This is a genomic window from Hyphomicrobium nitrativorans NL23 (assembly GCF_000503895.1).
Lineage (GTDB): Bacteria > Pseudomonadota > Alphaproteobacteria > Rhizobiales > Hyphomicrobiaceae > Hyphomicrobium_C > Hyphomicrobium_C nitrativorans.
On the sequence record NC_022997.1, the window covers coordinates 1384587 to 1404579 of the forward strand.

General features: G+C 64.2%; 18 protein-coding genes. 15 read left to right on the forward strand and 3 right to left on the reverse strand.

The features are described from left to right. Positions 1-106: 106 nt before the first annotated feature. Positions 107-1264 (reverse strand): ribonuclease D, encoded by a 1158-nt coding sequence (gene rnd, locus W911_RS06400; protein WP_023786713.1) that lies wholly within the window; start codon positions 1262-1264, stop codon positions 107-109. Positions 1265-1733: 469 nt separating this feature from the next. Here rnd and W911_RS06405 point away from each other — a divergent pair, with 469 nt between their 5' ends. From W911_RS06405 to W911_RS06415, 3 genes are all read left to right on the forward strand, one after another. Beyond that, the gene (locus W911_RS06405) at positions 1734-2267 is read left to right on the forward strand and encodes a hypothetical protein (RefSeq protein WP_023786714.1); all 534 of its coding nucleotides are present in this window, start codon (positions 1734-1736) and stop codon (positions 2265-2267) included. 188 nt (positions 2268-2455) lie between these two features. Continuing rightward, entirely contained in the window at positions 2456-4309 is a 1854-nt protein-coding gene (aspS, locus tag W911_RS06410) for an aspartate--tRNA ligase (protein ID WP_023786715.1), read from the forward strand. Between the two features lie 3 nt (positions 4310-4312). Then, the gene (locus W911_RS06415; protein ID WP_023786716.1) at positions 4313-4762 is read left to right on the forward strand and encodes a YaiI/YqxD family protein; all 450 of its coding nucleotides are present in this window, start codon (positions 4313-4315) and stop codon (positions 4760-4762) included. Between the two features lie 201 nt (positions 4763-4963). Here the strand turns inward: W911_RS06415 and W911_RS06420 are convergent, their stop codons facing one another. Next, complete coding sequence (locus tag W911_RS06420) at positions 4964-6742, reverse strand: Clp protease N-terminal domain-containing protein (RefSeq protein WP_023786717.1); 1779 nt, start codon at positions 6740-6742, stop codon at positions 4964-4966. A 278-nt stretch (positions 6743-7020) separates the two neighbouring features. On the opposite strand from W911_RS06420, the gene W911_RS06425 reads away from it, so the two are divergent. Continuing rightward, on the forward strand, positions 7021-7482 hold the full coding sequence (locus W911_RS06425) for a TIGR02301 family protein (RefSeq protein WP_023786718.1): 462 nt from the start codon (positions 7021-7023) through the stop codon (positions 7480-7482). A 232-nt stretch (positions 7483-7714) separates the two neighbouring features. Then, positions 7715-7963, forward strand: a complete 249-nt coding sequence (locus W911_RS06430; RefSeq protein ID WP_023786719.1) for a hypothetical protein — start codon at positions 7715-7717, stop codon at positions 7961-7963. Between the two features lie 58 nt (positions 7964-8021). Here W911_RS06430 and W911_RS06435 read toward each other — a convergent pair whose 3' ends face one another. After that, positions 8022-8684: a LysE family translocator gene (locus W911_RS06435; protein WP_023786720.1), complete on the reverse strand. Its 663-nt coding sequence runs from the start codon at positions 8682-8684 to the stop codon at positions 8022-8024. A gap of 260 nt (positions 8685-8944) precedes the next feature. Here W911_RS06435 and W911_RS06440 point away from each other — a divergent pair, with 260 nt between their 5' ends. The 10 genes from W911_RS06440 to nadC all read left to right on the forward strand — a co-directional run bounded on the left by W911_RS06440 (position 8945) and on the right by nadC (position 19925). Beyond that, positions 8945-9559 (forward strand): hypothetical protein, encoded by a 615-nt coding sequence (locus W911_RS06440; RefSeq protein WP_144083544.1) that lies wholly within the window; start codon positions 8945-8947, stop codon positions 9557-9559. 177 nt (positions 9560-9736) lie between these two features. Next, positions 9737-10573, forward strand: coding sequence for a L,D-transpeptidase (locus W911_RS17245; RefSeq protein WP_244438624.1), 837 nt, complete (start codon positions 9737-9739; stop codon positions 10571-10573). Between the two features lie 255 nt (positions 10574-10828). Then, entirely contained in the window at positions 10829-12313 is a 1485-nt protein-coding gene (locus W911_RS06450; RefSeq protein ID WP_023786723.1) for an amidohydrolase family protein, read from the forward strand. 52 nt (positions 12314-12365) lie between these two features. Then, positions 12366-13253, forward strand: coding sequence for a CAF17-like 4Fe-4S cluster assembly/insertion protein YgfZ (gene ygfZ, locus W911_RS06455; protein ID WP_023786724.1), 888 nt, complete (start codon positions 12366-12368; stop codon positions 13251-13253). Beyond that, entirely contained in the window at positions 13250-13870 is a 621-nt protein-coding gene (locus W911_RS06460) for a DNA-3-methyladenine glycosylase I (RefSeq protein ID WP_023786725.1), read from the forward strand. The genes ygfZ and W911_RS06460 overlap by 4 nt, the downstream gene beginning before the upstream one ends. Before the next feature lie 10 nt (positions 13871-13880). Then, complete coding sequence (locus W911_RS06465) at positions 13881-14513, forward strand: HD domain-containing protein (protein ID WP_023786726.1); 633 nt, start codon at positions 13881-13883, stop codon at positions 14511-14513. A 180-nt stretch (positions 14514-14693) separates the two neighbouring features. Then, a complete protein-coding gene (locus W911_RS06470) occupies positions 14694-15686 on the forward strand; it encodes an NUDIX hydrolase (protein WP_023786727.1) in 993 nt (330 codons plus the stop codon). A gap of 253 nt (positions 15687-15939) precedes the next feature. Further along, entirely contained in the window at positions 15940-17040 is a 1101-nt protein-coding gene (nadA, locus tag W911_RS06475; protein WP_023786728.1) for a quinolinate synthase NadA, read from the forward strand. Positions 17041-17376: 336 nt separating this feature from the next. Continuing rightward, a complete protein-coding gene (locus tag W911_RS06480; RefSeq protein WP_023786729.1) occupies positions 17377-19065 on the forward strand; it encodes an L-aspartate oxidase in 1689 nt (562 codons plus the stop codon). Beyond that, entirely contained in the window at positions 19062-19925 is an 864-nt protein-coding gene (nadC, locus tag W911_RS06485; RefSeq protein ID WP_023786730.1) for a carboxylating nicotinate-nucleotide diphosphorylase, read from the forward strand. Before W911_RS06480 ends, nadC begins: the two co-directional genes overlap by 4 nt. The last annotated feature ends 68 nt before the right edge of the window (positions 19926-19993 follow it).

A 19993-nucleotide genomic window follows, 5' to 3' on the forward strand; every position in this document is an offset into this window, starting at 1 on the left:
ACTTTTATGCTGGGTCCCGGATAAGGCTTCGGGTCGTGCTGAAAGCACGCAAGCATAGACGCGCCTTCGCCTTTCCGGGATGACAGGGAGGCGAGAGCGGGGCCGCTCAGCGGCCGTTGACTGGGATGGCCAGCACCTCGCCCTTGGAGAGGGTGAGCGCCAGCTCGCCGCGCTTCAACCGCAGCGCGTCCTCGCCGAAAAGCTGGCGCCGCCAGCCCTTCAGGGCTGGGACGTCGGGCTCGGCTTCGCTCGCGATCCGCTCAAGGTCTTCGGAGCCCGCGATGAGGCGGGGCGCGACACGATGACGGGCGGCGGCGGCCTTGAGTAGCACCTTCAGCAATTCGATGATTGCGGTCGCCTCGGCGGAGAGCGGCTGATTGCGCGGAAGCGGAGGCACCGTCTTGGGGTCGCGATCGAGGCCGCGGCGCACGGCATCCACAATGTCTTTCGCGCGCTGGGAGCGGGAGAAGCCTTCGCTTAGCGTGCGTAGCTCCGAGAGCTGGTCCGTCGAGGTCGGAAGCTGGTTGGCGATGTCGTAGAGAGCTTCGTCGCGGAGGATGCGCCCGCGCGGGACGTCCTGCGTCTGGGCCATGCGCTCGCGCCAGGCGGCAAGCTCCATCAGCACCGCGAGCGCCTTGCGGTTCTTCACCCGCATCTTGAGGCGCTGCCAGGCGTTGTCGGGGTGGCTTTCGTAGGTGGCCGGGTCGGTCAGCTCGGCCATTTCCTCGTCCAGCCAGGAGGCGCGGTCGGTGGTGGCGAGTTCGGTGCGCAGATACGTGTAGATGTCGCGCAGGTGGGTGACGTCCCCGAGCGCGTAGATGAGCTGTTTGTCGGAGAGCGGCCGGCGGCTCCAGTCCGTGAAACGCGAACTCTTGTCGAGGTCGCGGCCCGTGACCTTCTTCACAAGGTTGACGTAGCTCACGCTCTCGCCGAAGCCGCAGACCATGGCGGCCACCTGGGTGTCGAATACCGGCGCCGGGATGAGGCCCGCTTCCGAGTAGACGATCTCGATGTCCTGGCGCGCGGCGTGAAACACCTTCACGACGTTGCGTTTCGCCATCAGCTCGTAAAAGGGGCCGAGGTCGATGCCGTCCGCGAGCGGATCGACGATGACCTCCTCGCGCGCATTGGCGAGCTGGATCAGGCAGAGATCCGGCCAGAAAGTCTGCTCGCGCATGAACTCCGTGTCGACGGTGACGAAGTCGCCATCGGCAAGCCTGGAGCAGGTGTCGGAGAGATCGGATGTGGAGGTAATGACGTGCATTGCGGGACGTATATAGACTCGCCCAGGCGGATGCCGCCAGTGCATTCGTCGCAGCATCGCCACTCTTCCGCTTCTTCTTCATGGCTCGCGCGGGGGCTTGCCGCGGTTAACGGTTCGTTATCCAGCATCCTTCCGCGTCTTCGGGCCGCGCCCGGTTTCGGACCCGCGTGGCGCACGAAAAATTTTGCAAGAGTGCGATTTCATCGGGTGCGACATCTAGTCAGGAAATCGGGATTGATGTATAAAATTGTCCTGGCGCGGCTCGATCTCTTTCGCGGATACCGAACATAAGCGGTCTTTTGGAGTTGCCGTCGATTTGGCGGGCAATTGCCGATCGGATTCCCTTATGAGCGCTTCCGTCGATCTCTGCATTTCCTTTGTCGATCCGCCCGGTTGTTTCGGTGTGGCGGCTCAGCCGCCGAGCGTGCTTTCAGCGTGGCGGCCGCGGTGGGCCGCGTAGGAGTTTGGCGTGCTGGAACTCATCAGGCAGAAGACCGTCAGAGCACGGTCGTCGGCGCTGCATACTTATCTCTCCGAGAAACAAGCGTTTGAGCGGGCGTCGCCCGGCCCCGCGGTTCAGCTCATCGCGCGCGACACCTTCGTCGCCGAGACCTCGATCAAGCTCGAACAGCTTGTCATCGAGGTCAAATCTCTCGGTCGCGATCTGCAACTCGTAAAAGGCGACATTTCCGAACTTCGCGACGAGGCGGCGCGCAGCCGTAGATTTTCCGAATTTATCGATCGGGAGTATAAATCCCGGACTTCGAAACTGGATGAGCTTTCGCGGCGATTTGATTATCTCAAATCGAGATTTGACGCGATCGACGGAAATTCGAAGGGCGATTATCAGGCTTTTCGCGATTTCGAGTCCGTAAGCCGCCGATTAACGGAGCTTGGGGCTGTCGAACGCTCGTTTCGGGACGTTTCGAAGCGGCTCAAGATCAGCGCGGCGCTTTTTCTCGCCTCGATCGTCGGTTGGATGATCATGCTGTTCGCGTCTTAAGACGCGGGGCGCGTGTCGGTGTCGCCACGTCTCCGAGGGGCGCCAGGCCCCCAGGGCAGAGGCATTCGTCTCTTCGGCCATTCTCAGCACGGCCCGCTTCAGCCCAGCCGCCCCGAGCCTTGACTTTTGGGCCTCTTCCATGCGCTTGTCCGCCAACTTTACGCGGGGTTCGAGACAGGTTTCGGCACATGGCAGCGGCGAAGACATCGGCAGCAGGTGAAGGCAAGGCGGGGGGCGCGCTCCACCGCTATCGGTCCCACACGTGCGGGGCGCTTCGGCCGGCCGATATCGGCGCGACGGCGCGTCTTTCGGGGTGGGTGCACCGCGTGCGCGATCACGGCGGCGTTCTGTTTATCGACCTGCGCGACCATTACGGGTTGACGCAGGTGGTGGCCGACCCCGATAGCGCGGCCTTCAAGACGGCGGAAGCGGTGCGCTCGGAATGGGTGATCCGCATCGACGGCCTGGTCCGTCAGCGCCCCGAAGGCACGACGAACGCGGAGCTGCCGACCGGCGAGATCGAGGTTTACGCCAGCGAGATCGAGGTGTTGTCCGAAGCGCGCGAGCTTCCGGTGCCGGTGTTCGGCGAGCCGGACTATCCGGAGGACCTGCGTCTCACCTATCGCTTTTTGGATCTCCGGCGCGAGACGCTGCACGCGATCATCATGAGGCGGCTCGCGATCACGCGCTCGATCCGCCAGCGGATGCACGAGGCGGGCTTCAACGAGTTTCCGACGCCGATCCTCACCGCGTCCTCGCCGGAAGGCGCGCGCGACTTCCTGGTGCCGAGCCGCATTCACGCGGGCCGCTTCTACGCGCTGCCGCAGGCGCCGCAGCAGTACAAGCAGCTTCTCATGGTATCGGGTTTCGACCGCTATTTTCAGATCGCGCCGTGCTTCCGCGACGAAGACCCGCGCGCCGACCGTCTGCCGGGCGAGTTCTACCAGCTCGACGTGGAAATGAGCTTCGTCGAGCAGGAGGACATCTTCCAGACGATGGAGCCCATCATGACGGGGGTGTTCGAGGAGTTTGCCGACGGCAAGCGCGTCGACACGGACTGGCAGCGCATTCCTTACGACACTGCGATTGCGAAGTACGGCAGCGACAAGCCGGATCTGCGTAACCCCATCGAAATGCAGGACGTGACCGAGCATTTCCGCGGGTCGGGTTTCAAGGTCTTTGCGGGCATGATCGAGAAGGACCCGAAGGTCCGCGTGTGGGCGATCCCGGCCAAGGGCGGCGGCAGCCGCGCGTTCTGCGACCGCATGAATGCGTGGGCGCAGAAGGAAGGCCAACCCGGTCTCGGCTACATCTTCTGGCGTGAGGATGAGGGTGCTGCTGGCGCGGGTCCCATTGCGAAGAACGTCGGCTCGGAGCGGGCGGCCGCCATCCAGGAGCAGATGGGGCTAGCGACGGGCGATGCCTGCTTCTTCACGGCGGGCGATCCGGCGCGCTTCTACAAGTTCGCAGGTCTCGCGCGCGACGAAGTCGGACGCGAGTTGAAGCTCGTCGACGAAGGGCGTTTTGCGTTCGCGTGGATCGTCGATTTCCCGTTCTACGAGTGGAACGAGGAAGAGAAGAAGATCGACTTCTCGCACAACCCGTTCTCGATGCCGAAGGGCGGTCGGGCTGCGCTTGAGGCCGCGGAAGCGGAAGGGCGCGACGCCCTGCTGGCGCTCAAAGCGAACCAGTACGACGTCGTGTGCAACGGCTACGAGATCGCGTCCGGCTCGGTGCGTAACCACATTCCGGAGACAATGGTGAAGGCGTTCGAGATCACGGGTCTCGGGCAGGCCGAGGTGGAGGATCGGTTCGGCGGTCTCTATCGCGCGTTCCAGTATGGTGCGCCTCCGCACGGCGGCATGGCGGCGGGTCTCGAACGCATGGTGATGCTGCTGACCGGCACGCCCACGGTGCGCGACGTGGCGCTGTTCCCGATGAACCAGCAGGCGGCCGACCTTCTGATGGGCGCGCCCTCGGACGTGACGCCGAAGCAGCTTCGGGAACTCTCGATCCGCGTCGTCGCTCCGGAGAAGAAATAGACCATGATATACGTTGACGCCGATGCCTGTCCGGTGAAGGACGAGGCATTGCGCGTGGCCGTTCGGCACGATCTCGAAATCGCGTTCGTCTCGAATGCCTGGATGCGGCTGCCGGAAGGGCCGAACGTTCAACGCGTCATCGTGGCGGAGGGTGCGGACGCCGCCGACGACTGGATCGCGGAGCGGATCGGCAAGGGCGACATCGCGATCACGGCCGACATTCCGCTCGCGTCGCGCTGCCTCAAGGCCGGCGCGCAGGCGCTTGGGCCCACGGGCAAGCCGTTCACGGATGCGAGCATCGGCATGGCGCTTGCCATGCGCGACCTCAAGCAGCATTTGCGGGAGACCGGCGAGAGCCGCGGGTTCAACGCGTCTTTCACGCCGAAGGACCGCTCGCGGTTTCTCGAAGCGCTGGAGCTGGCCGTGCAGCGGGCCAAGCGCGGGCAGGCGTGAGGATCTCCGGGCCGTCGTAAGCCTTCGTGGACTTGGAGACGCATCTGGGCACCGGCCTTCGCCGGTGTGACGTAAATCGGGGCAAGCGGCTCGCCAACGCACAACGCCATCCGGGCCTCATGGCGGCCATGCTTCGCATGCACGGCCGCGATGCGGACAAGTTTGCGGGCGCTGTACGGCGGCTTTCAGGACGGGAAAGGCTCAGCGGCGGATGGAGCGCAGCTCTTCGGCGATACGGGCCGACTGCGAGGGCCAGCTTGCCGCGAGCCAGTCGTCGGTGCCGAACAGCCAGTACCAGAAGCGGTTGCGGCGGTAGTAGCGCTCGACGGTGACGCGGTGCATCCGCTCGACCGTGCCGGAGAGGGCGTCCAGCATCTCGACGGGCTTGGCGGTTGCCTTCTCCAGACTGTCGATGCGCGTGGCGAGAATGCCGAACGCGTTGGCCGCGTCCTGCGCCTGGGCGTCGAGCGCGGTGGCGATGGTGTGCTGGTTGCCGTTGACCTTGGCGAGACCGATGTGCAGCTCGCTCAGCTCGTTCGAGAACGTTTCCGTCAGCTTGCCGACGCCGTCCTGTGTGTTGAGGAATTCGAGCGCGAGCGTGTCGCGCACGGCGGAGAGGCTGTCGCTTACGGAGCCGAGGTCTTCGGCGGTTTGGCCATCGGCGGTCTCGGAGCGAGTTGCGTGTTCGCCGAGCGCGCTTTCGAGCGCGGAAATGCGTTCGCGCGCCTGGGCGAGATCCTCGGCGGTGGCGGAGCGGCTGGCCTCGATCCGCTCGATCAGTGCGTCGAGATCGGTGTCGGGCTGGCGTGCGAGGGCGTCGAGCAGGGCTTCGTCCGCGGCTTTGGCCCGCTCGCGCTCGTCCTCGACGGCAATTTCGAGCGCCTTGAGGCGGTGATCCGTTTCGCGCGAGAGGACGGCATCCTCGATGACGGCGATGCGTTGCGCCAGCGGGGCGAGGTCGGGGCCCGGGCGGGAGGCGAGCGCCTCGATGGCCGTGCGGGTCTGTACGATCTCCGCCGTCAGCGTGCGCTCGATGGTTGCGAGGCGCTCCTGGATGCGCTCCTGATATTCACCGTTCGGCGGTGTGCGGGCGGAGAGGAAGGCCTGCTCCAAACTTTGCAACCGATCACCGATCACCGATTGGATCTTGTCCTGAGTGAGGCCGCCGGGGCGGGCTGTCGTGTCTTCGCGCTGGGCCATAAGCTCTCGCTGCAGGTCGTGCAGCACTCCCGATATTGTTTTTCTTTCGTCTGCCAATTCGTTCGTCAAATTGCGGATCGACTGTTCAAGGGCGTCGATCCGGGAACTTTGCGTGTGCGTCTCCGCCGTGCCGCTGCTCGCCAGTTCGTGGGTGCGCTGGGGCTGCGGCGAGGCTTGAGCGGGCTGCGGTGACGGCGCGGGGCGAAAGCGCTCGCGGACGATGCCGTCGTCGAACCCGGCATGGACGGGCTGGGCCTGTTGGAGCCGCCCGAGCAGGCGCTTGAGGCTCGTGAATTCTGCGTCGCTGTCGAACAGGGCGCGGATAATGTCGGTGACGTTGACTGGGGCCTGGCGGCGATAGGCGATGCCCGACGCCAGCCTCAAGACTTCCTCCAGCGCGTCGGTCCGGCTTGGTAATGTCTTGCCGCTGCCGGGGTCTGCCGGAATTTCTGTCGCGATGACGGTTGCGGCTTCACGGCGTAGCGCAACGGCGCGGATGCCGCGCGCCTCGAAGGCATCCGCAGCTTCGGGCACGCGGGTGAGCGCGTAGATCAGGTGTTCCAAGCGCACTTCGAGTGCGCGATGGGCGGAGGCGACTTCAAAGGCGTGATTGCAGCAATCGAGTGCCGTCTGGTCGACCCAGATGGGGCCGCTGCGTGCGTTGGCACCCGACCGCGACCGCGATGGGGGTGCGAACATCTCTCCGCCATGCGGGAGGGCTAGATCCGACGGCGCCGCTTGAGGCGTTCTCAGATCCAGATCGTCGCCACGATAACTCATCCCACTCTACTCCCCGTTACGCACTGCCGGCGGGATACCCCCATATTCAGTTTGCCGGAACTCAGGCAGCATGTCCGGCCGGATCGTCGTCCGCCGGGTGCCTGTGCGTATCCCCGCGAAGAGGATAGCCTGTTCCTGGCCGTGCGGCGAGGGGGAGCGGACTTGCCCCGAAAACGTGGTAAATGCAGCGAAATTGCCGGGTTGGCGCGGACGGTTCATACGGTCATCCGGCGGTCAGAATCGGTGCTAAACTCGGGACTTAGACGAGAGCGAAGCCGATGCAGGTCCTCACAGTGCCATCCGTCATTTCCTCCGAGCCCTGGGGGCGTCCCGCTCGCGGGCGGTTTCGGCGTGTCGTGCTTGGGATTGCTGCGGTTCTTGTCGGCGCCTGGGCCTTCGCGCTGGCCGGTGCCGATCCTGTTCGGGCGCAAACCGCCGATACGAAGCCTTATGACGAGCAGCTTTTGCGCCTCGCGGAGATTCTGGGCGCGGTGCACTATCTGCGCGAGTTGTGCAGCGCCGACGACGGTCAGCTCTGGCGCGACAGGATGAAGGAGCTTCTCGATACCGAGGGCGCGACCGCGCTGCGGAAGGCACGTCTTACGCGTAGCTTCAATCAAGGCTATCGCAGCTATCGGCGCACGTATGCAACGTGCACGCCAACCGCGCAATCTTCCATCGAGCGCTTCTTGGTTGAAGGAATCGAGATCGGCGATGGGCTTGTGAAGAACGCGCGCTAACTCCGGCGCGAGATCAAATTGCGCAGCGTTTCATGCTGCTCACATGAAAACGATCCGTTAGCGCATTGATATCTTACTAACAAAAATCAATGTCACTCTAGCGAGTTTACTGTGAATTGTCTAAGCATCTGGTCGGGCGCTCTCCGCGTGCTAGGTGTACGCTCGGGAATGGAGAGAGTCGCGCGGCGAGGGGGCCCGTCTCTCGCGTTAGGCTTCTGGGGGAAGGACCGACATGACAGCGCATATCGATCTCAAATCGTCTGAGGATCTGAGTTTTCGCGCCCTGAGCCTCATTCTGGCGGCGTGGGACGAAGGGACCGAGAGCGGCGTTGCGCCCGAGCAGATGGCCTACGCCGCGCTGTTCACCGCGCTGACGGATCTCGTTTCGCTTTACGGCGAAGACGCCGTGAAGAAGCTCGCGTGCGGGCTCGAACAGCGGATCGACCTGGGCGAATTCACGCTCGACCGCAATCTGCAGTAGGTCCCTGAAGGCGCACGCGCTGGGAACGCCGGTCGCGCGGGGTGTTCGGCTTGAGGGATCAGGCCTGAAGCCACGCCACCGCCAGCTCGCCAATGAGCAGTCCGCCGATCACGATCAGAAGGGCGCCTGCGACGAGGTTCGTGTAGGCGAGGTGGACCGGGCTGAAACGGTGGCGCAGACGGCCGATCAGGTGCGAGAGGCCGAGCCACCACATCAGGCTTCCACCCATGATCGCCGCTACCATGGTGAGCGCGTCGACAACGCTGTCGACATCCACGAACGTCGATACGCCTCCGAAGATCGCAAACAGACCCAGCACCGCGGCGGGATTTGTGATGGTGAGAAAAAACGTTTTCGGAATATCCCAGGCGTAGTCGCGCAGTGTGGCGGAGCCGTCGATTTCCGCCTCCACCGTCGCAATGATGGGAGGCGCCAGATACAGTTTTATCCCGACTAGAACGAGTGCAAGGCCGCCCACGATCTGGATCGTCTGGCGGTGGTATTCGATGGCGCCCGAGATCGCGCCGACGCCGAGGCTTGCGAACAGTGCGATCAGCCCATCGCCCAACGTCGCGCCGATGCCGGCGGCCACTCCGCCCCAGAAGCCGCGCTCGATGGCGCGTTGGATGCAGAGGACGTTGACGGGGCCTACGGGAGCCGCGACAAGCACCCCGATCACGATGCCAACGGGGATGATGAAGAGATTGGGCACTAGCTGCATGTGCGCCACCGCGGCGACAGCGCTTGATCGAAGTCCGGCATTGCACCTCAAATGGGAGACCCGGTTCTCCGGGTCATGGAAGGGGACGCGAGCGTCTTATGACATATGATACGCAGCGGTCTGATTTCGAGGGGACGCGATACGCTCATTTCTCGCGGCCTGCGACACGCGCTTGCGTTGTGCCGACGCACGTTGCGGCAGGATGTTCCTCGCCTCTGGTGGCATTCGCGCCGACAGGGCTCGGCCAAGCGATCCGTCGGATGCGCCGACCGTGCTGGATCGGCACTCTGGCCTCGGCCCTATTGGTAGCCGTGGTCCTGGGTGATGTCCATGGCGATGGTCTTTCGTCTCGCGCGCTTGCGGCCGAACCTGCTGTCCAGGATCGCGCTGCGATCAAAGAACGGGCCTTTCACGGCGAGCTTCCGGAAAGCGTGATCGAAATGCGGGAGGACATTCTCGCGGCGATCCATGCGGGTGCGCTCGCGGATCTGGACAAAGCGGCCCGTTGGAGCGAGGCGAGGAGCGGCAGGCCGGTGGACTTCGGCGCTGGACCGGATGCGGATCACGTGGGCCACTGGAAACGTCTCTCGCGGGATGGTGCGGGCCTCGAAGTGCTCGCGATTGCCGCGAACCTTCTCGCGCTGCCGCCGGCGCGGCTTGCAATCGGCAAAGATCCTGAAAATACGTTCGTCTATGTCTGGCCCTATCTCGCGGAAGTGCCGGGCAACACACTGACATCGACGGAAACGGTCGATCTCTTGCGTCTTGTTCCGGCGGAGACGGCGGAGGCGATCCGTAAGGGCGGAAAGTGGCCCTGGTGGCGGATTGCGATCGGGGCCGATGGAACTTGGCTGGCGTTCCGGCGCTACGAGTAGGTGAGGCTTGCGCTCCGAACGAGAGGGTCAATTCGGAACGAGATATTTCCCATAAAATTCAACCGTGTTCTGCTGCGGCGTGTGGACGGGTGGAAGGTTGAGCAAAGTGGGCCTATGTTCAGGGCGATCTCCTCGCCGGGGTGATGCGTTTCGGTTAGCGGTTAGAGGTTTGTGATGATGTCGGGTGTTCGTGTTTCTGCGTTGGTTCTCGGTGCGGGATTTTTGATGGTCGGGAGCGCCGCTCCCGTTTCGGCGCAGGGGCTCAGCCAATACGGCATGTGGGGCAGCGGTCCGCCCACCAGCCGCTCCCCCTCGTTTCTTGGCGCGGCGCCAGCAGCGCCTCAGGCGGCGCGCGGTGCGGAGCTGGCACAGGGTGGCGGCCGTCCGTCCATAAGCCCGAAGTCGCCCAAACGCGTTTCCTTCGACAACAGATTCGAGCCGGGCTCGGTAGTGATCGATACTGCGGGCCGCAAGCTCTACTACACACTTTCGCAGAACAGCGCCTATGTGTACCCGGTTGCCGTGGGGCGGCAGGGCTTCACGTGGACGGGCATGGAGCGTGTCTCCCGCGTCCAGAGCTGGCCGGATTGGCATCCGCCGGCAGAGATGCGCCGCCGCGATCCGCGTCTGCCGGTCAAGATGACGGGCGGCGTCCGCAATCCGCTCGGCGCGAAGGCGATCTATCTCGGCAATACGCTCTATCGCATCCACGGCACCAACGAGACGCGTTCCATCGGCACGGCGTCCTCGTCCGGCTGCTTCCGGATGCATAATGGGCACGTGGTGCATCTGGCCGGTCTCGTCGATGCAGGAGCGCCGGTTTACGTGATGCGCAGCCTGCCGAAGTCCGGCCCTGCGACGCCGCCGGGTGGGTCCAAGCCCAAGCAGCCCGCCGTGCAGGAGGTGTCTGTCGAGAGCCCTGCTCCGACAGCCGGGGATGCGGACACGGGCGCCGGGGAGAACGGTGCCGGAGCGGCAGAGCCGGCCGACGCTGCGGACGATCAGGCGATCTAACGAGGCCTGACGCGTTTCTTAATTCTGGACGGGGCGGTGATCCGCCTCGTCCATTTCGCGTATCGAGGTCGGCCGCTGTGGCGGAGCGGTGTCGCTTCGTCCGGATCTTCCGGCCGGGCCATGGACGGCCGCCGCAATCCGGTGGTACGCGGCAGCCAAGTGCAATAAGCTGCGATTCTGACCACCTCGCGGGCTCATGTCCGCCGGGATAAGTCGCGCAGACAGCGCTTATCGGAACACACGAGGTCAGGACACATGAGCAATAACGCGATCTCCCTTGAGCTTCTGGCCTTCAACCTGAAGCTGCTCGGCCGCCAGCGCCGCAAGAACATCTTGATCAGTGCGGGCCGCCGCGAAGACAAGAAGCGGATGCTGGCCGCGGTTCGGCGCATCCTCACGCTCGATGTCGAACTCTACGCAACGCCGGGTACCTACCGCTTCTTCAAGGAGAACGGCATCGACAGTACGGAGATCCACAAGATCACCGATGGCCGTTCGCCAAACATTCTGTCCTTTCTCAAGGCGAACCGCTTCGACCTCGTCATCAACGTGCTGACGGGCGACGAGGATTACGACGAGGGGTCGGATGCGCGCCTTATCCGCAAATTGTCGATCGAGAACGGCATTCCGCTGATCACGGACGCTGATGTCGGCATCGCGACGCTCGAACAGATTATCATCGACGCGGAGCGGGGCACCTATCGCTACCGCCTGGCGGACGACAGCGAGCCGTGGAACCTGCGCTTGCGCTTCCTGGCCGCGGCGGAGAAGCATGGCGGGCTTGCGAACCATCACGCCCATTTCGACAAGGCCTATTTGATTACGCATGAGAACCTGCGCCTCAGCCAGGTCGATATGCAGAAGAAGTGGGAACTCTACCGCTATCTGAAAGAGAACTACACGCACGACGACCTCGTCGAGCGGATCAGCCGCGGCCTGGAGATGATGATCCAGCAGGGGGTCACGTACTGCCGCACCATGGTGGATGCGGACAGCACCGTGGGGCTGTTGCCGATCAAGGCGGCGATGGACGTCAAGAAGCGCTATGCGGACCGCATTCACTTCGAGGTCGGTGTGCAGCCGCTTCAGGGCGTGCTCGATCCGGCGTCGTTTGCGCAGTATGCGGAAGCGTGCGAGCTTGCCGACTATTGCGGCGGCCTGCCGTCGCGCGACCGGCCGACGCCGGAGAAGCATCTCGACGTGATCCTTTCGCTCGCCAAGAAGCTCGGCAAGCCTGTGGATGTGCACATCGACCAAGAGAACAATCCGCTCGAAAACGAGACGGAGCTTTTGGCCGAGAAGACCATCGAGCACGGGATGCAGGGGCGCGTGTTCGGCGTGCATGCGATCTCGCTCTCCGCGAAAGAGGATCGCGAGCAGGACCGCATCATCGAGAAGGTGCGCGAAGCCGATCTTGGCATCATCATCTGTCCGTCGGCGGCGCTCAGCATGAAGCAGCTTCCGATGTCGGGTCCGCTGCACAACTCCATCGCTCCGTACGTCAAGCTGCGGGATGCGGGCGTGCGTTGCTATCTCGGCGTCGACAACGTGCACGATCTTTTCATGCCGATGGTGGACGGCGACATCTGGACCGAGTGCCGGATGCTGATGGAGGCGACGCGTTTCTACGACATCGACGCGGTGGCGGAGTGGGCCTGCGCCAAGCCGATCACCGCCATGGCGGGGTTAAGCGCGATGGACGAAGCCGCGCCCGCGAAGAAGCGCGCCGCCGGCGTCTGATGACAGGGGCCAGCACCGGACGAGGCAGAGAAGTGCCTGAGGGGCGGTCGTCATGACGTATGCGACACTTCTGGAAGACCGAGGTTTCGTTTCTGTGACGGGGCCGGACGCCGAGAAGCTGCTCGGCGGCTTGATCACGAACGAGATGTCGGTGCTCGACGCGGCGCCTGCGCTCTATGCGGCGTTGCTTGCGCCGCAAGGCAAGATCCTGTTCGACTTTCTCGTGGTGAAGACGGCAGACGGTTTTCTGCTCGATACGCTGCGGGCCCGTGCGGGGGAACTCGCCAAGCGGCTTGCGATCTACAAGCTGCGCGCCGCCGTCGAGATCCGCGACGCATCGGCGGATTTCGTTGCGGGCGCCGTTTGGGGTGGTGCTCCCCTGCTGGAGGACGGAGCGCCGTCTGGTGTGCAGGTTTATGCGGATCCGCGTTTTTCTGCGCTGGGCCATCGCGTGATCGCGCGCGCGGGGACGACGGCGGGCGATCTTGCTGCCGCTGTGGGAGGCGTGGAAATCTCTTCCGATGCGTATCATGCGCACCGCATCGGGCTCGGCGTGCCGGAAGGCGGGCGCGATTTTGCGTTCGGCGATACGTTTCCGCACGAGGCCTTGCTCGATCAGCTCAACGGCGTTTCCTTCACCAAGGGTTGTTTCGTTGGGCAGGAAGTCGTGTCACGGATGCAGCATCGCACGACGGTGAGGAAGCGCGTTGTGACGGTGGTGGCGGATGCTGCGTTGCCGAGGGAGCCTGTGCCCGTCGCTATCGGTACGGTTGAAATCGGACGACTGGGCTCCGTCGCAGGGTCGCGCGGGCTGGCGCTGGTGCGGATCGATCGCGTCGCGGAAGCGATCCGCGACGGCATTCCGTTGACTGCCGGCGGCACGGATGTGCGCGTCGAAGTACCGTCGTTCGCGACGTTCCGCATCGAGGTTGCCGCATGACATCGCGCAAGGCCGAGGCGGCACTCGAACGATGCCCGTGGGTCGGGATCGACGATCCGCTCTATGCGCGCTACCACGACGAGGAATGGGGCGTGCCGCACGCGGACGACGTGCGGCTGTTCGAAAAGCTCGTGCTGGAGGGATTTCAGGCCGGGCTTTCGTGGATCACGATCCTCAAGAAGCGCGACAACTTCCGGCGTGCGTTTCATGGGTTCGACGCGGCGCGCATCGCGCGTTACACGGAGCGCGACGTGGCGCGGCTGATGGCGGATGCCGGGATCGTGCGCAATCGCTTGAAGATCGAAGCGACCATCGACAACGCGAAGACTTATCTCAAGCTGCGAAAAACGCAGACGCTTGCGTCGTTTCTCTGGAACGCGGTGGACGGGAAGGCCGGCGCCCATCGCCATGCCGCGTTCGGTGACGTGCCGGCTGCGACCGATGTTTCGAAGCGGCTCTCGAAAGCGTTGAAAGGCGCAGGCTTCCGCTTCGTCGGTCCGACGACGGTTTATGCGTTCATGCAATCGACGGGGATGGTGAACGATCACCTCGTCGGCTGTCCGCGCCATGCGGTGTGTGCCAAGCTGCAGGCCGCATTTGTTCCGCCGCAGGTTTGATGGCCACGATATGAGCGCATCCCGATCAAGGTCAGACGTAGCCGCGCCCGCGCGGGCCTGGCAGCGCATGTTGTCGGGGCGGCGTCTCGATCTTCTCGATCCTTCGCCCGGGGACGTCGATATCGACGACATCGCGCATGGGCTTGCGCGCGTGGCGCGGTGGAACGGGCAAACGCAAGGAGCGCACGCGTTTTCGGTGGCGCAGCACGTGCTGCTTGTAGAGGAGATTGCAGGTGCGCTCAACGCTGCGTGGCCGGCGCGCTGGCGGCTGGCGGCGCTTCTGCACGATGCACCCGAATACGTGATCGGCGATCTGATCAGCCCGTTCAAGACTGCCATCGGGTTCGACTACAAGGCTTTCGAGTTTCGGATTCTCGAAGCGGTGCACGTGCGGTTCGGGCTTCCGCCAACGTTGCCGGACGAGATTCAAAGCGAGATCAAGCGGGCGGATCGTGTGGCGGCCTATTACGAGGCGACGCGGCTTGCGGGCTTCGCGGAGGACGAAGCGCTCATTTATTTTGGGCGGCCGGAATTGTCCGAGGCACACTTTTCCAACACGCGAGATTTGCTCGCGCCGTTGCCTGCGCCCGACGCGCAAAAGCTCTTTTTGCAGCGCTTTTCGGATCTCGGAAGCGAACTTTAATCGATGTCTCGGCGTTGGTTCCGAGCACGTTCGTTTTTATTCCCTCTTTGGTGAAAAATATCTTGAGTTGGCGGTTCGGAAAATCGCCACGATCCGACTTTAGCCGGGCTCCGAGGAGCACACGCCATGATCACGGATGGGACTGTCAGGCATCGGGTCCACGAGAGTGGAATCGACGCAATGGAAACGCACCCCGCTGTTCGTAGCGAACCGGCGGGAGTGGAGATCGGACTCAACGCGGCGATTGTCGCCGTGGTGGACGACGAGCCGGTGGCTCTCGTCATCCGCAACGACGGGGATGCGGTGGACGGCTTGCCGTTCGGCCCGTTCTCGCCCGTTGCACACCGAACGCTCGAAAGCGGATTGCGCTCTTGGGTGGAAGAGCAGACGGGGCTCGGGCTCGGCTATGTCGAGCAGCTCTACACGTTCGGGGATCGCGGACGACACGCGCAGCCGGACGACCCTTCCTTGCACGTGGTGTCGATCGGCTATCTCGCGCTCACCGAGCGGGGACATGCGCGCGATCTCGAACATGGGACGTGGCGGAGCTGGTATCAGTATTTCCCGTGGGAGGACTGGCGTAAAGGCAAGCCGGATATTCTGACGAGCGAGATCGAGCCGCGGCTCAGAGAGTGGGCCGTGAAGCCGGCACTTCGTTCTGCGCCGGTGCGGCCCGTGCCGCGCGAGGATCGTATCCGCATCTGTTTCGGCCTGGACGGGGGCGCGTGGGACGAGGAGAAGGTTCTGGATCGCTTCGAGCTTCTCTATGAAGCGGGTCTCGTGGAGGAAGCGCGACGCGACGAGCGCGAGGCGGCTTCGCTTTGGAATGGGCTTCCGCGCCTCGGCCTGCCGATGCGTTTCGATCATCGACGCATCCTGGCGACAGCCATCGGGCGCGTGCGCGCGAAGATCAAATACCGCCCCGTGATCTTCGAGCTGATGCCCGATAACTTCACGCTCTTCGAACTGCAGAAGACGGTGGAGGCGATCCTGGGGCCGCATCTTCATAAGCAGAACTTCCGCCGCCTGGTGGAGAGCGCGGGGCTCGTGGAGCCCACGGGCGAAGTGAAGACGCAGACGGGCGGGCGGCCTGCCAAGCTGTTCCGCTTCCGCCGCGAAGTGCTGCTGGAGCGGCCGGCGCCCGGCGTGCGCGTTAAACCGGCGAGAAGCTGAAGACGTATGTCGTTCCTCAGTCGAGCGTACGTGGAGGAGCCGCGATATGCGGCTCTTCAAAAAAATCGGTGAGACTCTGGAAATTGAGCAGCAGTTACACTAAATTTAGTGCAGCCGCTCAATGCTCTAGTCGAGCATAACAAGGGGAACCGAACGGTACCAAGAGCGTAGAAATAACTGGCCCGAAACGGCCGGTATTTTTCAGGTCCCGCATATACTCAAGTGGAGTATATGCCAACATGGGGAGGTCTCAATGGCGCTTCAGGCCCATTCGACTCTCACTTTGACGCCCGATGTTGATCGCGCGGCATGCGCGCCGCGCGCCCGGACGGCTCCGATCGTTCCGCCCTTCGCGTTTACGCCCGCGCTCAAGCGTGAGCTTGCGCCGCTCTACGAGCGCGTGAAGGGCGTCGTGACGCCGATGGAGTGGGTGCACTACGCGCCGCTCGTGAAGGCGATCAACGAGCTTAAGCGCGAGCGGGGGGCGGTGATCCTCGCGCACAACTACATGACGCCGGAGATCTTCCACTGCGTGGGCGATTTCCGCGGCGACAGCTTGCAGCTTGCGAAGGAAGCGGCGCGCACGGACGCGAAAGTGATCGTGCAAGCCGGTGTGCACTTCATGGCCGAGACGTCGAAGCTCTTGAGCCCCGACAAGACGGTTCTGATCCCGGATCCGCTGGCGGGCTGCTCGCTCGCATCCTCGATCACGGCGGACGACGTGCGCGCGTTGCGTGCCGCTTATCCGGGCGTGCCGATCGTGACTTATGTCAACACGAGCGCGGCGGTGAAGGCCGAGTGCGATATCACCTGCACCTCGTCCAACGCGGTGAAGATCGTGGAAGGGCTTGGCGCGCCGCGCGTGCTGCTCATTCCCGATCAGTATCTCGCGAAGTATGTGCAGACGCAGACGGACAAGGTCGAGATTATCACCTGGAAGGGTTCCTGCGAGGTGCACGAGCGCTTCACGGGTGATGAAATGGAGGCGATGCGCGCGGCCGATCCCGGCCTCAAGATCATCGCGCACCCCGAGTGCCCGCCGGATGTCATCGAGGCGTCCGACTTCACGGGCTCGACCGCTGCGATGATCGATTGGGTGAAGACCAAGCGCCCGGCGAAGGTCGTGCTCGTCACCGAGTGCTCGATGGCGTCGAACGTCGCGGCTGAAGTGCCGGACGTCGAGTTCGTGCGGCCGTGCAACCTGTGCCCGCACATGAAGCGCATCAGCCTCGAAAAGATTTATGAGGCGCTGCTCTACAACCGCTACGAAGTGACCGTCGATCCGACAGTCGCGGAGAAGGCGCGCCGCGCCGTGGAGCGTAGTCGGTCGACGGCGTCGGGGCTAAGGTCGTGAACTCACAAATGGATGGGACATTGATGAGCCAATCAAGCCCAAGGGCCAGGGAAATCGCGTCACGCCGGAGGCGTGCTTCCAGCACGACGCCGCCGCCGCCGTTGGGCTTGCTTGGCTCACCCCGGAGGGGCGCGGTCCTTTCGCGCTTCCGGTGCGTCGCAAAAGCTTGCAAACCATGGAGGTTTGCTGCGCTTTCGCTCCTGCCGGATGCACAAAAGTCCTCGCGTCAATGCCCATCGATTTGTGAGTTCACGACCTAAGGTCGTCGGCGCAGGTGCGAACGTGCCCGCGCCCTTGCTTCCGTTTCGTCGGAACGCTTCGAAGGAGGTCCGGCCCATGGACTCCGCTGTCTCAAATCCTCTCGTTCACGGCTTTGCCGATCCGAACCGCGCGCTCGGAAGCGGCGACATCGTCGTCGTCGGCGCGGGGCTTGCTGGCCTCTTCGCGGCGCTTCGCCTCGCGCCGCTGCCGGTGACGGTCGTGGCGGCCGCGCCACTCGGTGAAGGTGCGTCGAGCGTTTGGGCCCAGGGCGGCATCGCTGCGGCGGTGGGGGAGGGCGACACGCCCGAGCAGCACGCGGCCGATACGATTGCGGCTGGCGATGGGCTCGTCGATCCCAACGTCGCGCGCGTTATTGCAGAGGAAGCGCCCGCCCGAATCGCGGATCTGCTTCGGTATGGCGTGCCGTTCGACCGCGATCTAGCCGGACATCTCGTGCTCTCGCGGGAGGCGGCGCATTCGGCGCGCCGCGTCGTGCGTGTGTCGGGAGACCGCGCGGGCGCCGCTATCATGCAGGCGCTCATCGCGGCGGTGCGGGCAACGCCCTCCATCCGCGTGCTCGAAAACTACGAGGCGCTGGATCTCATCCTCGATGCAGGCTCGAACGCTGCCGGGCGGTGTGCGGGCGTCCGTCTCATTCGGCGCGATGCTGCGGGATCCGGCACTTTCGATTTCATGCCGGCGTCGGCTGTGGTGCTCGCCACGGGCGGTGCGTCGGCGCTTTACGCCGTGACGACGAACCCGATCTATGCCTGCGGTGAAGCGCTCGCGTTCGCGGCGCGCGCGGGTGCGGTGATCTCGGATGCCGAGTTCGTGCAGTTCCATCCGACGGCTATCGATGCGGGGATCGATCCGGCACCGCTCGCGTCCGAAGCCTTGCGCGGCGAGGGCGCGACGCTGATCAATCGCAGCGGCGAGCGGTTCTTGCTGCAACTGCATCCGGACGGAGAGCTTGGTCCCCGCGATATCGTCGCGCGCGGGGTGTTCTCCGAAATCGCATCCGGCGATGGCGCGTTCCTCGATTGCCGGACTGCGATCGGTGCGCGGTTTCCGCAGGCGTTCCCTACCGTTTATACTCATTGCCTCGCGGCCGGAATCGATCCCGCGACACAGCCGATCCCGGTGGCTCCGGCGGCGCATTATCACATGGGCGGTGTCGCAACCGACCTTTCGGGACGGACATCGCTGGAAGGTCTTTGGGCGGTCGGCGAGGTGGCGGCGACGGGGCTGCACGGCGCAAATCGTCTTGCGTCCAACTCGCTGCTCGAAGCCGTCGTGATGGGCGCGCGCGTGGCTGCGGACATTGCGGCCTTGATCGCGCCCGAAACGGCGCGGCCGGTGGCGAAGACCTATCGGGTTGCAGAGGAGCGTGCGCTGGACAGTGCGTATCGCGATTATCTGCTCGCGCGCCTCAGGAACACCATGAGCCAGCATGTTGGGGTCGTGCGTAACGGCCCGGACCTCGTTCGCGCGCTCAAGATCCTGAGAGAGATTGGCGTGGAGGCCGTTGGCGACCGCTCGCTCGTCAATATGGCGCTTGCGGCGGAGATCATCGCGGGGTCAGCGCTGTTGCGGCGAGAGAGCCGCGGGGCTCATTTCCGTTCGGATTTTGCGGAGCCGGTCGAGGCGCTGCGGCAGCGGAGTGCCGTTACGCTCGACACGATCCGGTCGGCCGTTGCTGCGGCGCCCGATGCCGGCGGGCCGGCCGTCGCGGCCGCGTCATTCGTTGCGGAGCTCTCGCTGTGAAGTGTGCTTCATTCGACGGCGGACTGCCGTCCATTCTCATCTCCCGTGCCGTTTCGGACGCGCTCGTCGAGGATCTCGGGACGCGCGGCGATATCACGACGCTTTCCACCGTGTCGGCCGATGCGCAGGCGGTGGCGGCATTCGGCGCACGGCGCGCGGGCGTGATCTCGGGCCTCGATGTGGCGCGGGCTGCGTTCGAAGCGTTCGACGGACGGGTTGCGTTCGAAGCGCTCGCGCGGGATGGCGATCGCGTGGATGCGGGTGCCGTTGTGGCGCGTGTGTCGGGAGCCGCGCGCTCATTGCTCACGGCGGAGCGTGTTGCGCTCAACTATCTTTGTCACATGAGCGGGATTGCAACGCTCACGTGTCGGTTCGTGGAGCGGATTGCGGGCACCAATGCGCGTATTGTGGACACGCGCAAGACGACGCCGGGTCTGCGCGCGTTCGAAAAGTATGCCGTGCGCTGCGGCGGCGGGCACAATCACCGCTCGGGGCTCTACGACGCGATCCTGATCAAGGACAATCACATCGTGGCGGCGGGCGGCGTGGAGGCCGCGATTGCAGCGGCGCGGGCCCACGCGGGCCATATGGTGAAGATCGAAGTCGAAGTCGGCTCTCTCGAAGAACTCGAAGCCGCGCTCCGGCATCCGCTCGACGCGGTTCTGCTCGACAACATGACGTCCGAAACGTTGAGGGAGGCCGTCCGCATCGTGGACGGTCGTATCACGACGGAAGCCTCCGGAGGGGTATCGCTGGAGACGGTTCGCGCCATTGCGGAGAGCGGTGTCGATCTCATTTCTGTAGGCGCGCTGACGCATTCGGCGCCTATTCTCGATCTCGGGCTAGATTTCTCGGCGTAAGCCGGGCGCGATGACGCGCGAAAAAATCCGACGCTTAAGCACGAAATCCACGTGCAGCTTGATTTGGC

Bases quoted from the DNA above. Each gene is read 5' to 3' on its own strand.
- W911_RS06465 (WP_023786726.1), top strand. From the start codon at position 13,881: ATGAGCGCATCCCGATCAAGGTCAGACGTAGCCGCGCCCGCGCGGGCC.
- ygfZ (WP_023786724.1), top strand. From the start codon at position 12,366: ATGACGTATGCGACACTTCTGGAAGACCGAGGTTTCGTTTCTGTGACG.
- W911_RS06440 (WP_144083544.1), top strand. From the start codon at position 8,945: ATGCGCCGACCGTGCTGGATCGGCACTCTGGCCTCGGCCCTATTGGTA.
- W911_RS06480 (WP_023786729.1), top strand. From the start codon at position 17,377: ATGGACTCCGCTGTCTCAAATCCTCTCGTTCACGGCTTTGCCGATCCG.
- W911_RS06470 (WP_023786727.1), top strand. From the start codon at position 14,694: ATGGAAACGCACCCCGCTGTTCGTAGCGAACCGGCGGGAGTGGAGATC.
- W911_RS06430 (WP_023786719.1), top strand. From the start codon at position 7,715: ATGACAGCGCATATCGATCTCAAATCGTCTGAGGATCTGAGTTTTCGC.
- W911_RS06415 (WP_023786716.1), top strand. From the start codon at position 4,313: ATGATATACGTTGACGCCGATGCCTGTCCGGTGAAGGACGAGGCATTG.
- W911_RS06420 (WP_023786717.1), bottom strand. From the start codon at position 6,742: ATGAGTTATCGTGGCGACGATCTGGATCTGAGAACGCCTCAAGCGGCG.
- W911_RS06450 (WP_023786723.1), top strand. From the start codon at position 10,829: ATGAGCAATAACGCGATCTCCCTTGAGCTTCTGGCCTTCAACCTGAAG.
- aspS (WP_023786715.1), top strand. From the start codon at position 2,456: ATGGCAGCGGCGAAGACATCGGCAGCAGGTGAAGGCAAGGCGGGGGGC.
- nadA (WP_023786728.1), top strand. From the start codon at position 15,940: ATGGCGCTTCAGGCCCATTCGACTCTCACTTTGACGCCCGATGTTGAT.
- W911_RS06425 (WP_023786718.1), top strand. From the start codon at position 7,021: ATGCAGGTCCTCACAGTGCCATCCGTCATTTCCTCCGAGCCCTGGGGG.
- W911_RS17245 (WP_244438624.1), top strand. From the start codon at position 9,737: ATGTCGGGTGTTCGTGTTTCTGCGTTGGTTCTCGGTGCGGGATTTTTG.
- rnd (WP_023786713.1), bottom strand. From the start codon at position 1,264: ATGCACGTCATTACCTCCACATCCGATCTCTCCGACACCTGCTCCAGG.
- W911_RS06460 (WP_023786725.1), top strand. From the start codon at position 13,250: ATGACATCGCGCAAGGCCGAGGCGGCACTCGAACGATGCCCGTGGGTC.
- W911_RS06435 (WP_023786720.1), bottom strand. From the start codon at position 8,684: ATGCAGCTAGTGCCCAATCTCTTCATCATCCCCGTTGGCATCGTGATC.